Source organism: Streptomyces sp. 2A115 (assembly GCF_052245575.1).
GTDB lineage: Bacteria > Actinomycetota > Actinomycetes > Streptomycetales > Streptomycetaceae > Streptomyces.
On the sequence record NZ_JBQQCG010000104.1, the window covers coordinates 20,610 to 35,606 of the forward strand.

At 68.8% G+C, this 14,997-nt stretch carries 11 protein-coding genes and 3 pseudogenes; 7 read left to right on the forward strand and 7 right to left on the reverse strand.

Annotation, left to right across the window (positions count from 1 at the left end; genetic code table 11):
* The first annotated feature begins 41 nt into the window (after positions 1 to 41).
* The 3 genes and pseudogenes from ACTWQR_RS48815 to ACTWQR_RS48825 form a co-directional block, all read left to right on the forward strand.
* Positions 42 to 338: a hypothetical protein gene (locus ACTWQR_RS48815; RefSeq protein WP_443233792.1), complete on the forward strand. Its 297-nt coding sequence runs from the start codon at positions 42 to 44 to the stop codon at positions 336 to 338.
* Positions 339 to 702: 364 nt separating this feature from the next.
* Positions 703 to 1,440, forward strand: coding sequence for a class I SAM-dependent methyltransferase (locus ACTWQR_RS48820; RefSeq protein ID WP_443233793.1), 738 nt, complete (start codon positions 703 to 705; stop codon positions 1,438 to 1,440).
* Between the two features lie 157 nt (positions 1,441 to 1,597).
* Positions 1,598 to 2,954, forward strand: a pseudogene (locus tag ACTWQR_RS48825) (NF041680 family putative transposase); the annotation flags it as partial.
* A 523-nt stretch (positions 2,955 to 3,477) separates the two neighbouring features.
* Here ACTWQR_RS48825 and ACTWQR_RS48830 read toward each other — a convergent pair.
* The 4 genes and pseudogenes from ACTWQR_RS48830 to ACTWQR_RS48845 all read right to left on the reverse strand — a co-directional run bounded on the left by ACTWQR_RS48830 (position 3,478) and on the right by ACTWQR_RS48845 (position 7,084).
* Positions 3,478 to 4,587, reverse strand: coding sequence for a hypothetical protein (locus ACTWQR_RS48830; RefSeq protein ID WP_443233799.1), 1,110 nt, complete (start codon positions 4,585 to 4,587; stop codon positions 3,478 to 3,480).
* A 1,067-nt stretch (positions 4,588 to 5,654) separates the two neighbouring features.
* Positions 5,655 to 6,053, reverse strand: a complete 399-nt coding sequence (locus ACTWQR_RS48835; protein WP_443233800.1) for a transposase — start codon at positions 6,051 to 6,053, stop codon at positions 5,655 to 5,657.
* A 124-nt stretch (positions 6,054 to 6,177) separates the two neighbouring features.
* Positions 6,178 to 6,240 (reverse strand): annotated as a pseudogene (locus ACTWQR_RS48840) (hypothetical protein); the annotation flags it as partial.
* A gap of 514 nt (positions 6,241 to 6,754) precedes the next feature.
* Complete coding sequence (locus ACTWQR_RS48845; RefSeq protein ID WP_443233801.1) at positions 6,755 to 7,084, reverse strand: helicase associated domain-containing protein; 330 nt, start codon at positions 7,082 to 7,084, stop codon at positions 6,755 to 6,757.
* Here ACTWQR_RS48845 and ACTWQR_RS48850 point away from each other — a divergent pair.
* Positions 7,070 to 7,429 (forward strand): hypothetical protein, encoded by a 360-nt coding sequence (locus ACTWQR_RS48850; RefSeq protein ID WP_443233802.1) that lies wholly within the window; start codon positions 7,070 to 7,072, stop codon positions 7,427 to 7,429. The two genes, ACTWQR_RS48845 and ACTWQR_RS48850, sit on opposite strands and share 15 nt — an antisense overlap.
* A gap of 507 nt (positions 7,430 to 7,936) precedes the next feature.
* On the forward strand, positions 7,937 to 9,877 hold the full coding sequence (locus tag ACTWQR_RS48855) for an ATP-binding cassette domain-containing protein (protein WP_443233794.1): 1,941 nt from the start codon (positions 7,937 to 7,939) through the stop codon (positions 9,875 to 9,877).
* A 907-nt stretch (positions 9,878 to 10,784) separates the two neighbouring features.
* Here the strand turns inward: ACTWQR_RS48855 and ACTWQR_RS48860 are convergent.
* Both ACTWQR_RS48860 and ACTWQR_RS48865 read right to left on the reverse strand, forming a co-directional pair.
* A complete protein-coding gene (locus tag ACTWQR_RS48860; protein ID WP_443233795.1) occupies positions 10,785 to 11,282 on the reverse strand; it encodes a flavin reductase family protein in 498 nt (165 codons plus the stop codon).
* A 195-nt stretch (positions 11,283 to 11,477) separates the two neighbouring features.
* A complete protein-coding gene (locus ACTWQR_RS48865; RefSeq protein ID WP_443233796.1) occupies positions 11,478 to 12,650 on the reverse strand; it encodes an acyl-CoA dehydrogenase family protein in 1,173 nt (390 codons plus the stop codon).
* Between the two features lie 182 nt (positions 12,651 to 12,832).
* Here ACTWQR_RS48865 and ACTWQR_RS48870 point away from each other — a divergent pair, with 182 nt between their 5' ends.
* Positions 12,833 to 13,732: a LysR family transcriptional regulator gene (locus ACTWQR_RS48870; protein ID WP_443233797.1), complete on the forward strand. Its 900-nt coding sequence runs from the start codon at positions 12,833 to 12,835 to the stop codon at positions 13,730 to 13,732.
* A 488-nt stretch (positions 13,733 to 14,220) separates the two neighbouring features.
* Here the strand turns inward: ACTWQR_RS48870 and ACTWQR_RS48875 are convergent, their stop codons facing one another.
* Positions 14,221 to 14,451 carry a hypothetical protein gene (locus ACTWQR_RS48875; RefSeq protein WP_443233798.1) on the reverse strand — a complete coding sequence of 77 codons (231 nt, stop codon included), beginning with the start codon at positions 14,449 to 14,451 and terminating at the stop codon, positions 14,221 to 14,223.
* Between the two features lie 8 nt (positions 14,452 to 14,459).
* Here ACTWQR_RS48875 and ACTWQR_RS48880 point away from each other — a divergent pair.
* Positions 14,460 to 14,837: pseudogene (locus ACTWQR_RS48880) on the forward strand (alpha/beta hydrolase); the annotation flags it as partial.
* Positions 14,838 to 14,997 lie beyond the last annotated feature (160 nt).

Genomic DNA, 14,997 nt, shown 5'->3' on the forward strand with positions numbered 1-14,997 from the left:
GCCCGGTAGCTCCTCCGGCGGCAGGCGGCAACGGGTTTCCGGTGAAGACCGATGTTCCACGGGCTCACCAGGAACAGGACGTGCAATCGCAGGTAGCGCCCAGCGAAGGGACACCGTGGGCTCAGGGATCCGGCCGTCCCAAGGACATTCCTGAGGCCGCCGTCGTTCTCAACCAGCGCATCATCGCCCGCGAGAGCCTCGACTCGTCGGTCCCCGCTGCACTGAAGCTGAAGAAGCGGATCAAACGCTTCGCACTGGACAACGAACTCGATCACCTGCCGATCGGCGACATCGTCTCCGTCGCGTTGGACGAGTGGCTCACCGATCGCGGTTTCTGAGCCCGACTGCAGTGCACGCCCGCCTTCCAGCGGGCTTAAATGACGACGCTGCAGGCTTCACTTCATGTTGCGGACTGGCCGGTCGCACACCCCCGAAGGGCGCTTGTCACTCCACTTCGACGCCACCATTTCGAGTGACGCCGGGAGTCAGCTACCGGGGACCCTGGCGTCTCCCCGGACCGGACTTCCACCGGCTGGCTATCCCGAGCTTGACGCCCGGTTACATCGTTCACATCCCTTCTGAACTGGGAAGACGTCCGGACTGCTGGACGTACGCTTGTTCTTTAAAGTCTGCCTCGAACGATGCTCTGAGGATGCCTGTAGAAGGTGCCCCACGCGGCAGACCCTCGGACAGGATGGACGGGTGATCGACTACGACGACGAGGCCCGGAACTACGACGCGTCCCGAAGCGGTGAACCGAGAGCTCTGGCCGCGGCAGACGCGGTGGAACTGCTGCTGCCTCAAGGACCTTGCTCGATCCTGGACATCGCATGCGGCACGGGCATCGTGACCAGAAGGCTGCTGAGTTCGGAGCGGGTGGTGGTGGGCGTCGACCGTTCGCCCGGGATGCTGAGCCTTGCCGGGCAGCGAATTCCGGGAGGTGTCGTGCGCGGCGATGCCACGGGGCTGCCCTTCGTGTCGGACGGGGTAGACGCCGTCGTGATCGTGTGGTTGCTGCATCTGCTGCCGGACCCCGAATCGGTGTTGGCCGAGGCGGCCAGGGTGTTGCGGCCCGGCGGGGTGCTGATCACCACCGTCGACAAGGACGACGCATACTTCGTCGAGGACAGTGACATCGCCCAGGTCACGGCGGATCTGCGGTACCAGTACGCACCCCGGGTGTCCGACGGTTCCGCACGGGTGCTCGGTTGGGCTGCGGAGCGGGAGTTGGGTCTTGCAGGGCAGACCGTGTTCCCCGGAACAGGGCAGGGCCGCAGCCCGCGCAAGTGGCGGGAGGTGATCGAGGCGGGCCACATCCCCTGGTGCTCGCACGCGACCGCAGGCCAGGTGACCGACGTGCGCCGACGGCTCGCTGAGCTTCCGGACCAGGACGCGGCACGCCCGGATCCGCTGTACCGGCTCATCGCATTGAAGGCGTGACGTTGCATCGGCTGAGCTGTTCTTTGGGCTTCGGTCTCGAATGATGCCCCGAACATGATCGCTCGTTCGAGGATTCCGGGGACCTGAGCACGGCCTCCGTCTGATCCTGTGCTCCGACCAAGGAGGCACTTGACCAGCACGAAGACCGTTGGGGGGAATGAGTCTGCTGCATCACGGTGTCCAGCGGGAAGCGTTCGCGGTGGCGTCACACTTCCGGGACGACTTCTTCGACTGCCTGACCGTGCGCGGGAACACGCTGTTCGAACTGACCGACGCGTTGCTTTGCGCGGACGGGCCGGTGACCACACCGGTGGACCTCACGCTGACGGCCAAGCACCGGCGCGGGCACGGCGCCATGTACGACGCGCTGAACAGCGGGAACGTCGATGTGCCGCGGCTGCGGCAGGTGCTGGCCGGGCTGCCGCAGCCCGAGGCCGCCGACGGGCGCCTAGTCCTCGCGGTGGACGTCACCCACTGGCTCCGCCCGGACGCACCGACCAGTCCCGACCGCTTGTTCTGTCACGTCTATGGCCGTAGCGGACGCTCATCGGACCAGTTCGTGCCTGGCTGGCCCTACTCGTTCGTCGCCGCCCTCGAGTCGGGCCGGACCTCGTGGTGCCAGATCCTGGACGCGCTGCGGCTGGGGCCGGCCGACGACATCGACATGGGCCGTTGGAAGACGGGCGACCGCGACATCCTGATCGTCTTCGACGCCGGCTACGAAGCTCCGCGCATGGCCTACCTGGGAAGGGCTGCCCGTGGAGGACCTCGGGCGGATGCGCACGGACCGCGTGATGCGCAAGCCGGTCCCGGTGCCCTGGATCTCACCGCCACAGGGCGGACGCCCGCCGAAGCACGGCAAGGAGTTCCGCTTCGTCAAACCGGAGACGTGGGGTGAGCCTGACGCGGCGACCGTGCAGGTCACCGACCGCTACGGCAACGCTCGCGCGATGGCCTGGGACCGCATCCATCCTCGTCTGACCACCCGCTCCGCGTGGATCGACCACACCGGCGAACTCCCCGTCATCGAGGGCACGTTGATCCGCCTGGAGGTCGAGCGCCTGCCCGGCGGCCACGATCCACTCCCCGCCTGGCTATGGACGTCGGCCACCAACCTGACAGGCGACGACGTCGACCTGCGCGGGCAGGCGTTCCTGCGCAGATTCGACCTGGAACACACCTTCCGGATCAAGCAGACGCTCGGCTGGACCCGCCCCAGGCTCCGCACGCCCGAGGCGGCAGACCGGTGGAGCTGGCTGGTCGTCGCCGCCCACACCCAACTCCGTCTCGCCCGGCCGCTGGCATCGGACCTCCGCCGCCCCTGGGAGAAGCCGGCCGAGCCCGGCCGGCTAACCCCCGCCCGGGTTCGCCGGGGGTTCAGGAACCTCCGCCCGAGCTTGCCGTGTCCGGCCCGTGCACCGAAACCCAACCGGCCCGGTCCCGGCAGGCCGGCACCGGCAGCAAAGGCCGCACAACCACCCACTCCGCGTCCGACATGTCGGAGGGATACCGGCGTTCCCGGTCCGGATGGTCGGCCGCGTTGCCGTACCCATGCGCGAGGCAGCCACACGATGGAGCAGCCGAGTTGGACTGGACGGGTTCGGACACGTACAACAACGACACTAGGGCCTCCCGGCGCTGCTCGGTTAGATTCGCATCCCCGAGCTACCGAGAAGCCCTGTCTTCATGCGCGCACAACAGGAAGAACACCCCGGCGGGAAACAGTGTTCATGGTGGGCGGCCTGGTGGTCATCGTCCTCATCAACTCCTGGTGGTCCAGCAGGTGCGACTCGTCGATCACGACCGCGGTGCGTCCACGTTCGTCGACCTCCGCGGCCAGCGGCGGACGCCTGAACTGACGGGCATTCACCTCGCGCGGTTCCTACTGGACCCGTGCGAGGTACCGGTGGAGGTCACGGATTAGCTGGCGGGTCGGCTGGAGATCGCCGACGCCGAAGCATCACTTGCTGGAACTGGAGCTGGCGGCCGCCGCCGAAGTCCGGCAGACGGCGGCGCAGCCGCTGACTGGGGAACGGCTCACTGGATCAGCTCGATGTGCGGATGGTCCGGGGATACCGGGCAGACGTGCAGCTGCAGATCGTAGCCTCGGGCGAGGTCGAGCATGGTCGGGTTGTGCGGTTCGGGATGGGTGGTGGATGACAGAGAGCGGGCTCGGTCCTCGTCGGGAATCCAGTCGGGATAGTTGGAGTTCCATTCGCCCGAGGCGATGGTCAGCAGCGGATCCATCTCGGTGCCGCATGAGGGGCAGAGCCGGGGTAGGGGATCGGTGAGGCCCCAACGGGTCCATCCACCGACCTTCCAGCCGGGAGCGACGGACATCCTGCCCGTGTAGAGCTCGTTGTAGAAATCCTTCGAGTAGGGCGTGTCAGAGCTGTCCAGCGGGTACGGCGTGTTGTCAAAGCTGTCCAGAGCGGCGCCGGCCGTCTGCCACCTGCGCCAGTCCTCCAGCTGCCGCTGGAGCTCCTTGCCCAGTTCCATGATGTTGGGGTATTCGGTGATCTGTTCCGGCGCGAGCAGGCACGGCTCCGGCAGGTAGCCGGGGAACTGGATCGCGGGCGGTTCGGGGGGTGTGTCGAGGATGTCGGTGACTGTGGCGGCGGACCGCCAGAACAGCGTGGTCTCGGGCTGCGCGGGGTGGTCGAAGGGGCACCACAGCACTTGGAGCAGATCTGCCTCGGCCTGCTTGGGCGGGCGCAGCAAGGGGACGTCGCGTACGTACAACTGGGCCACGGGCAGCATGGCGATCGGGCCCTCGGGCCACGGACGGCCGGCCTTGATCCGCTCCTCGATCGCCAGCTCCTCGGGCGTGTACCGGGTCCCCGGGGGATCGCCGCCCGGCCGGTTCGCCACCGCTGCCCGGATGCGTCGCCGCTGCCGCACGTCCTCGGGCGAGAGGATCTCGTTCCACCCGTCCCACTCGTGCGGTCCCTCGCAGTGCGGCCACGGCTCGTCGGCGGGCCACAGCAGCGGCCCGCCGACGGAGCTGTCGTACGGCGTGGGCGACCCGGGGCGGGGATGCAGCCGGGTCGCCGTGCGTGCCAGCGGGGCCAGTTGCGGGGCGACCGCGGTGACGTCGACCAGCCGCGGCGGGGTGGTACGGATACGGAGTGCGGCGGCAATGCTCATTGCCCGCTCGGCGCACACCGACCGGATCTCGTCCAGCAGCTCGGGGTAGTGCTCGCCGTACGTGTTCAGCGCATGCCACACCGCGTCCAGTGCTGCTATGAGCGGGGCGGGCTTGGCGGCGGCGAGCACGGCGGGAAGAGCGAAGTGCGGCTGTGAGATCCGTCCCGGGGTGCGCGGCGTAACGGCAAGGGGCACCACGACGACCTTGCGTCCTGTGTCCGCGAACGGCGGCGGGACGTACGGCGGCCACTCCGGAGGTATCGCTTCGAGCACCGTCCTGTCCGGTACACGAGGGTCGGAGCGCAGGGCCTCCCACATCCGGGCCGGGTCGTCGAACGGCGGCGGCAGTGGGCGTCCCTCTGCCGACTCCGAGAGCGCCTGGGCGACCCACGGCACATCGGTCAGGCCCGCAGCCTCGCAGGCCCGCCGCGCGGCCAGCAGTGCCACTGCACGCTGGACCTCGGGACCCACGACGTCGAGGGCGTGCACCAGGTCGCTGTCGAAGCGGAGCAGACCGAGGACGTTGCTCTCGCGGGCACCGCGCAGCCTCTCGCTCGGCAGCCGCCCGCCCCACTCCCACTCCTCGTGGTGCAGGCGGCGCCCCTCGGCGGCTTGTTCGGCCCGCTCCTCGGCCGCCCGTTGGAACACCTGGCGAGTCAGGCGTTCGGCCTCGGCGAGCTGCTCGGGCGTACGCGCCGTCTGGCGCACGTTCCAGTGCAGGTCCCCGGCCATCCGCGAGGTGTGGCGGATCACCTCGTCCGGGCGGGGTGGGGCAGGCCAGAACTGCAGGAGGTAGCTGTCCGCCCGGGACTCCCCAGCCACTCTGGTGGAGAGTTCCCGTCCCTCGTCCATCCCCCGGGCGCAGTACCGGACCCGGTAGTCGGTTCGGGCGAGACCCAGGTCCCACGCGGCCTCGCCGTCCCCCTGCACCAAACTTGTGCGTTCCGACTCGGGGCGGAAGGACACCTCCATCACGTCATCCCAGACCGGGTCCAGCACAGGGTCTGCGTCGTGGACTTCCACGACAAAGCCGACGTCGCCCGCGTACAGCCCGGTGGACAGGACGATCACACCTGGGACCGCAGCCCCGCACAATCCGCCGATCTGGTACGCGAGCGCCTTGGCGAGGTCAGGTCTGGCGCTGTCCGGATCGCTCTCGACGTAGATCTGACGATCGTGAACACGCACCTCGCCTGCGACCGGCCTACGCACAGCACTCCCCTCGTCGAGGACGGCCTCAAAGCCCCTGTCGGGCAGGCCGTCACGTGCCCCGCATCATGCCGCAGGCCACTGACAACACGGCCGACGACGCCGCGAGGCCGACGGTGACATCGATGATGCGGCCACTGACGCAAGAGGGTGTCGGTCACGATGTGCCGTTTGCGGCCCGGCACCTTCTTGCCGCCGTCGTAACCGCGTGAGGCTGCCGACACCGTCGCGGCGGCCCGCACCGACTGCGCGTCGATGCCCCCGCCGTGGGCCCTGCCTCGCGGCCCTCCCGTTCACGGACTTCCCGCGCAGCCGGTCGTGGAAGTCTGTGATCAGCCCGCGCTCGCGCCAGCGGCGGAAGAAGGCGCGGACCCGACCCCAGCCGGGAAAGTCCGCGGGGATCGCCCGCCACGAGATCCCGCCCGTGACCAGGTGACGGATCACGTCCAGCAGCTGCCGGTGACAGTACCCTCGGGCGATCCGCCCCTCCCCAAAGCCAGGCCGGCACCGGCAGCAGAGGCCGGACTGCCGCCCATTCCGCGTCCGACATTGTCGGAGGGATACCGGCGTTCCCGGTCCCGGTGGCCGACCGCGTTGCCGTACGCGTGCGCGAGGTGATCACACGATCGTGCAGCCGCGTTGGACGGGAGGCGTTCGGAGGCGCACAACAACGACATCAGGGCCTCCCGGCACTGCTCGGTTGGATTCACATCCTCGAGCTACCGAGAGGCCCCGTCTTCATACGCGTACGACGGGAAGATCGCCCCGGTGAAAAACCTGTTCGACCCACGCGTTCCATGATCGGTTCAGATACGGCTTCTAGCCCCAGCGCGCTGTCGAGCAGCCATTGCTGTGCGGGCGTCAGTTTGTCCCACCCGGTCCGTTGAGCGGCGATCCACGCCCCCAGGTCCTCGCCTTGAACGATCATTTCGCGCGCGCCCCGGGAGCGCACCGCCGCTCAGCACATGGGCCAGAGCAAGACGGAAGGAGCCCTGCCAGCCGATGTCCCACGCGGTCGGGCACCATCCCGGGTCGATCGCCTCCAGCGCTTCCAGACGGCTTTCCGGGAGCTCCCCGGCATGGAGGGCACTGGCTCGCCCGCTGCCCGCGGTTCGGTGTTCTGGAGGGTCTTACGGGCCGCTGCCCTGAGGTTCTTGCACCAGGTCCCAATGGGATAGTTCTCCCACACGGCCGTGGCCGGCGGCAGCAGATGGGAATGCGCGGCCGCGTACGAGCGAGCCACGGACAACCCCTCCTCCCACGCGGTGTCCTGGTGGGACCACACCATGCCCAGCGTCTCCAGTTCGGCCACGCGTTCCGGCTCGAGTGCTCCGGCCGCGTAATTGCATACCTGACCATCCGGGAGGGCGAGGACGAGCAGGGCCGGTACTGGGAAGTCGGCGTGATCGGCCACGGAGAGGGCAGCGTCGACCTCGCCGAGCGCGTCGTGAGCGAGATCCGCGCCTGGGATGCGACCGGCGGCAACGATGCCCCCGAGCCGGGCTTCCGGATGGCCGTCGCGGACTCGCGTGACCGGCTGACGGCTGACGACGCCCGCTTCCTCGTCGACAAGCCCTACAGCCGACTCGTCCCCTACAGCCGACTCGTCATCGACTGGGCGCGCAAGGGCTGAGCCGATGCTCCCCGCGATAGCCAGCCGCATCCCACTGGTCCGCCGCACCAAGGCGCCCGCGCTCCCCTTGGAAGAGCGCATCAACCCTGCACCACCCCGTCGCCGCGTCCGCCCTGAACGACGGGGCGACAGACGCGCTCAACGCGGTGATCGCCGCGGCCGGACTGGGATCCGGCGTCCTGTCCGCCCACCACCATGAGGCTCTGACGGGCGCGGTCGGCCACGCCGAGACAGAACTGGAAAGGCTGCTGCAGGCCGAACCAGATCCCAGCTAAGAGGGGACGACCCGGGATGCCCCGCCGTGCTGCCCACGCTGTTTGGCGGTGTCGGCGTTTCGGCCATTTCCTGCCCGCAGCCGCTCCAAGCCAGACCAGGGATCCCGCGCCCGCGGGGTTCCCTGACGCAGGAAAGCGGGCTCCCCAGCACGACCGAATGACGTGTGTTCGATATCGCAGCCGTGTCGTTAGACCTCACGACTCTGCCGCAGCGACCGTCCTAGGGGGAACGATGACCTCGGCCATTACGCAGGACCAGCCGCCGCAACCGCCAAAGGGGACCACGCCGGACGACGAACCGCAGGAGGCTGGTGTTCGAGAGGAGGAGTACCTCTACCGCGACGAGTCGAGGCTCCAGGCCGGCTCCCTGCTGACCTCCCGCACCATGGCGCGGCGCCTGCCCTCGCTCGTGCGGCGCTCGGTGCAGATGGCCTGGCGCGTGGACCGCGGCGCGACCATCGGCCTGCTGGTGTGCCAGATCGGGACCGGCGTCCTCGCGGCCCTCGGCCTCCTGGCCGTCACGGGCACGATCACCGCGCTGATCTCCTCGGGCGACATCACCGAGCGGCTGTGGGACGCCGCCCCGCAGCTGGCCGTGATCGCCGCCGCCGCCGGCCTGCGCACCCTGCTGGGCATCACCGTCGTCTGGCTGACCGGCCGTCTGCGCCCGGTGCTCGGCCGGGCAGCGGAGCTGACGATGATCGAGGCCGCGCTCGGCGCGGAATTGGCCGCCAACAACAAGCCCGGCTACAACGACGCCTACGACATCGCCGACCGCGGCGCCCAGGTCACCCCCGACCTCGTCGACGAAGCGCAGGACGTCCTCGCGGCCACCGCCACGCTCGCGGCCGGCGCCACCGTCCTGACCGTCCTGCACCCCCTGCTCCTTCCCCTTCTCTTCCTCGCCTGCCTGCCGCAGGCCGCCGCCTACGTCCGCTCCGCACGCGTGATCTACCTCGCCGGGCTGGAGACCTCCGGGCGGCGCCGGATGCTGGGCAAGCTGCGCTGGCACATGGCCTATCAGGAGTCCAGTGAGGAGATGCGCGCCTGCCTGGCCGGCCCTTTTCTGATCGGCCGGTACCGGCGGCTGGCCGCCTCGGTCAACGCGGCCGAACGAAAAGCCGCGGACACCGGTGCCTGGATGGGACTGGCCGGAGCAGTGGCCGGCGGGATCGCCTCGACCGCGGTGTGGGCGGCGCTGCTGTGGCTCCTGGCCTCCGGGCGGATGAGCCTGGCGGCCGGCGGCGGCGCCGTCTTCGCTCTCCAGACCGCCACCGGCTCGGTGCGCGGCATCATCAACGGCGGGGCCCGCCTGGTGCGCACCGGCTGGTACGTACAGGACTGGCAGAACTTCCTCGACAACGCCCACGGCCAGGCCATGACCGACTCCCGCGGCACCGCGCCCGTGACCACGGCCCCGGAGCGCTTCGAGGTCCGCGACGTCACCTACCGCTACGACGGCGCCCCCAAGGACAGCTTGAGCAACGTCTCCCTGCATGTGCGACGCGGGGAGATCGTGGCGCTCGTCGGGGAGAACGGCTCCGGCAAGACGACCCTCTCGCGCCTGCTGTGCGGACTGCTGCTGCCCACCGAGGGCGACGTGGCCTGGGACCACGCCTCCACGGCGGACCTGGACCCGTGGGGGTCGTGGAAGCACATCGCGCTGGTCCCGCAGAAGTTCACGTACCTGCCGCTGACGATGCGCGACAACATCACGTTCGGGCAGGGCGACACCAGTGACGCGGCTCTGCTCGCCGCGTGCGAGGCGTCCGGGGCCGCGGAGATGCTGCCGGGCCTCCGCTCCGGCCTGAACACCCTCCTGACCAGTGAGTGGTTCGGCGGACAGCAGCTCTCCGGTGGGCAGTGGCAGCGCCTGGTCCTCACTCGCGCGTTCCACCGGCAGGCGGCGCTGCTGGTGATGGATGAACCCACGGCCGCCCTCGACGCCCGCGCAGAGCACCGGATCTTCGCCGGCCTGCGCGAACTGGCCAAGGACCGCGCCATCCTGCTGATCACGCACCGCCTCACCAACGTGGCCGTCGCCGACCGGATCGTGGTCCTGGACCAAGGCCGGATCGTCCAGGAGGGCACCTACGCCCAGCTCACCCAGGAGCCAGGACTCTTCCGGACCCTGTGGGAGCTGCAGCGCCGGATGAGCGGCGACACCCCCTGATCACCCGGCCCGTGCGAGGCCATGCCGCCGGGGCAGGCCAGAACCGACGCCGAAGCATGGATCAGCTGGGCAGCGACCACCGTCGAGCGCCTCGACCCGCTGAGCTCACCACCCCGGTTGCCCGACGTCCCCGAACCGCGAGCCGACGACCTAAGGCCCTTCCTCGGGCACTGGAGCCCTTACGGACCGACCTATTGAGCGCCCGCTCCGCCAACGTCCGACCCACCGAACTACGGCATGCAGGAACTCGGCCTAGTTTCCTTCGAGTTCCTGCAAAGACAGCCCGCGGGCACGCGCCCTCCACCTGGCACGACTTGCACAATCAGTCAGGTGACATCCCGTCAGGACGAGCGTCATTTCAGCGTCACGAGCGTCATTTCAGCGTCAAGATATCGCCCGTAACGCCCACACCGCACATAATGCGCACGCACATAACCGCAGGTCAGGAGCCCTTTGCGGCCGGTTCGAGGATGGCGACACACTCCATGTGGTGCGTCGTCGGAATCACGTCCCATGAAGCGGGGCGGGAGAAACACCAGGTCAGATGGTGTTTCTCGGCCCTTGGGGCAGACTGTGAGGCGGCCACGGCGTCAAACGAGCGTCACGGCCGAGGCGTGCCAACATCCCCTCGACGGGATTCCGCGAGGTGGGGCCACGTGCACCATCGGCCCTTTCCGAGAGGGCAGCTTCGGGCAGATGAACCCCTACTCGGGAACGCCCACGGTCAAACGTCACCTCGCTCGCCCTGCCTTGGCCATTCGCCCGCAGCAAGTCGAGTGGAGCCCGGGGTCGTGAAGTATGCGTTGATCCGCCGCAGGCGAAAGGTCTGGCATCGCCTGCGGACGGCGGCGGCCCTCAGGGCATCGGGTCACAGGCGGGCGTCGTAAACCGGCGCAGCGACACCTGCTCACAAGACGGCCAGGCGTCGGAACCTGCTGTTGTGGAACACCAGGGGTTCTAGGTCGGGTTCGGCCTTCAGGCCCTGGATCTTCAGCAGGACGATCGTGTGGTCGCCTCCGGGGAACTCAGCGTGCAGCGAGCAGTTCAGCCAGAGACTGGCGCCGTGGATGTACACGCCGCCGTCCTCGTCGGCATCCCAGTCGACTCCCGCGAACCGGTCATCCTCCTTGCCGGCCAACGATCGGCAGATCGCGTCCTGTCCCTGCGCGAGCACGCTCACGCCCACATGGCTCCGCCCGCGCAGTTTCGGCCATGTCGCGGAGGTGTCCTGCACGCAGACCGATATCAGGGCGGGTGACAGGGAGACCGCGGTGAACGTGCTCGCGGCCATGCCCACCGGGGTGCCGGAGTCGAGTGCGCACACTGCTGTCACCCCGGACGGGAAGCAGCCGAAAGCCTGGCGCAGCAGGGCGGGGTTGGTCGGTGTCGCGTTGAGAGGGCTCATCGGGGGCACCCTTCCGGTATCGGGATGTGGAGTGAGGCCGCGCAGCGGCGCGGATCGCACGGGTTCGCGGGACGGGGGCAATGGCGTATGCATTGAGCCGTTCGGTGTCACAGTTGTCGGCTTGATCCGTGCACCGGGGGGGTGGTCGTAAGGCGGCGGCCCTGCCCTCGGCTCGTCGGAGTCCGCTGCCAGGCGTCAGTTCTGTCCCGACAGAACCGCGCCAAGCTGCCGCAGCGCGCCGGTGTTGCCGACCACGTGCTGGGAGACGCACCGGACATCGCGCCAGCGGCGCTGTAGCGGACTGGTGCTGTAGAGGCCTGCGCTGCCCGAGAGGGTCATGATCTCGTTGAGTATCCGGATGCCTTCGTGGTGGATGTGCTGGGTGGTGCCTTTGTAGCTCAGCCACTCGACCGAGGTGGGCGCATCTCCCCCGAGGGCACGGTCCATGACGACGCGTCCGGTCTGCTCCGACAGGGCAGCCAAAGCCGCCGCCCGCAATTGCAGCTCGGCGAACTTCTCCTGGAACACCGGGTCCTCACCGAGTAGGGCCTTGGGGTTGAATGCAGGCCGCTTGGTGGCGGCGATTTCGGCGAGATCGTCGAGTGCACCGTCCAGGGCGCCAAGGATGACGGCGTCGTGCGAGGCCCCGGTGGGTGAATAAGGCAAGTCGTAAAGGGGAGCGGGGATGTTGTTGTCGCCGAACATCGGCCCCGTGTGGTGCTCGGGAACGAAGACGTCGTCCATCGTGAAGTCGGTGCTCTGTGTGGCACGCAGGCCGACCGCGTCCCAGGTGTCGAGGAACGTGACCTGCTCGGGCCGGAACAGCGCGACCCGCATGTCCGGGCGGCCGTCCGGCAGCGGAGGCGCCCCCTCGACCAGGAAACCTCCGAGCATCCAGTCCGGGTTGAACGGGCCGCTCGCCAGCGGCCATCGGCCACTGATCCGGTAACCGCCCTCTACGGGTGTCGCCAGCCCCTTCGGAGCCACCGCTCCTCGGAGCATCAGATCCGCGCCGCCTCCGAACACCTCTCTCTCCAGCGTCTCCCGCGGCAGCGACCGTACGAAGAACCACGCCATCGAAGCGGCCTGGACGGTCCAGCCGGTCGATCCGTCGGCTCGGGCGATCTCCCGCACCACCCGGGCCCCCTCCAGCAGCCCGAGCTGCTCGCCGCCCCACACCCGGGGCAGCGCCATCCGGAACACGCCGGCCTCGCGTAGTGCGGCGACGATCTCCGCCGGAACCGCCCGGGCGTCCTCGCCTTCGGCGGAGCGTGCAGCGATCTCGGGCAGGAGCGCGCGGACGCGGTCGAGCACGCTGTCGCCGGTTTTCCGGTCCGTGGACTGGGCGGGGTCAAGAAGCGTGGTCATCAAGGGTCTCCTAGCTGGACGTGCGGGGGCCTGCTCGTACGGCGAGCCTTTTTCCACAGGTGAACTGCGGCTTAGGATGACACCCGCGTTACATCCAGGAAAACCAGAACTTTCCTATAAGGCTTATTGAGAGTTCCCATAGCAGCAGGAGAGAAATGCCGGCCAATTTTTCCCTCCGTCAATTGGAATACTTCGTCGCTGTGGCGGACACCGGCTCGATGAGCGCGGCAGGGGTGCGGTGCCATGCCTCCCAGGCCAGCATCTCCACAGCGATCGCCGACCTCGAACGCCGTCTCGGCGTCCAGTTGCTGGTACGACGCCGGGCGAAGGGTGTCTCTCTCACCGAGGCCGGCAGCCGGATCCTCGGACGCGCCCAGGCGATGTTGGCTCAGGCCGACGAGATCACGGCAAGCGCCCGGGCCGAGGAAGGTCGGCTGGCCGGCCGCCTGACGATCGGCTGCTATGCGGCCCTGATGCCTTTCCTGATCCCGCTCCTGGTGGACGGATTCACCCAGCTTCACCCCGCGGTCAACTTGGAACTGGTCGAGGGTCAGCAGAACGACATGCGACAAGCCCTGGTCCAAGGCTCGTGCGACGTGGCCCTGTTGTACGCGTTCGGTGACGAGGCCGGCCTGTCCTGTACGACGCTCCGCTACAGCCGTCCGTACGTCATCGTGTCCGCCGGCCACCCGATGGCGGGGCGCACATCCGTCTCACTCGCCGAACTGGCGGACGAGCCACTGATCGTCTACGCCGAACCACCCGCCCAGCAGAACGCCGACCACTGGTTCTCCCTCGCCGGAGCACGGCCGAACATCCGGTACCGGACGTCGAGCATCGAGGCGGTCCGCAGCATGGTCGCCCGCGGCCTCGGCTTCGCCACGTTGATCCAGCCCTGGCCGACCGACACGAGCATCGAAGGACTCCCCCTGGCATCCGTGCCGCTCAGCGACCCGGTGGACGACGTCGAGCTCGTGATCGCCTACGCCTCGAACGTCGCTCCCACACACCGGGCCCGCGCGTTCCTCCAGTACGCCAAGGAGACCCTCGCCGAACCGGGCAGGCCGCGGACAACGGACTGACGTGCGTCCTGCGTTCATCGCCGCCCGCCGCTCCGCGGCGTTCTCAAGGAGCCTCGCTGACCGGTCGAGTCTTGGTGCGGACCCCGGGGCGGGCACGAGAAGAGAAGGCGGCCAGGCGGCATCGCGGCCCTGGAACCGGACTGGGGACCAGAGCGTCCGGTTGTTGACCTGGGCGGCTGCGGGGCCAGGTGGCGACGCTTCGACACCGGCATCGGTCCGGCGAGCCGCGAGTGGAGGAACGACGCGCAGCTGACCGAGCTCAGGCCGCGGATCTGCCACCACATCCTGGACGTGATCCGAACCGTCCGAGGTGGAGCAGTCGGCTGGGCGGTCGTAGAGAACCGTTGCCCGCCGGGGGACGGTCATGCCGGGCCCGGAGGCCAGCGGCCCCGTTGCGAACCGGCAAGAACAACGGGGACACGGCGGGAGACATCAGCCGACCCGACCTCAAACGGCCCTGTGCTCCCATACGGTCGATGCTGCGACCGTCAGGCCGTTTTCGCGATGCGCTCGAAGGCTGCGGCGAGTTCGGCCGCGTCGATGTCCCCGAGTTGGTCGAGCAGACAGCGACGGACGCCGGCGATGTGAATGGGCCATGCGTGTTCGAGACGGGCAAGGCCGGTGTCGGTGAGTACGGCCCTGAAGGATCGGGCGTCCTGGCTGCACTGCTCGCGTACGACCAGTCCTTCGACCTGCGGGCGCAGCACGGTGCGTTCCATCTGGGAAACAGCTCGGTGTGATGCGGCTCAACCCCCGCACGGGTGACGCCGGGGACCTCAAGGCGCTCCGGGAGATGATGTGCGCGGGCTATCCGGACGACGTGTTCCGGCAGCGGCTCGGCAGCATGCAAACAGACGAGTCGACCACGGCCTACGCGGGGCGGGCCGTCGGCCAGGCGGATACCTGGGGACGGCTGCCCCGCACGTATCTCCGATTCGGCAAGGACCGGACGATCGCCACGAAGCTCCAGGACCGGATGATCGCGGAGGCCGATGCACTGACGCCTCACAATCCCTTCCGGGTCCATGACTTCCCCACCGCTCCGCACATCGGTCCGCTGGACCCAGCACCGGTGGCGAGCGCACTGGCCGTGCTCGTTCCGTAAGACGTGGCCGTTCGTCAGATCACCACGCCCCGACTAGGGCCTGTGTGACGTCGTGATCAATCAGTTGGCTTCAGCAAGTCGTTGATCCAGATCATGGAGGCGCGGAGGTGGAGGCCGGCGAGGTAGCTCTCGGGTGTCTTGTCGTATCGAGTCGCGATGC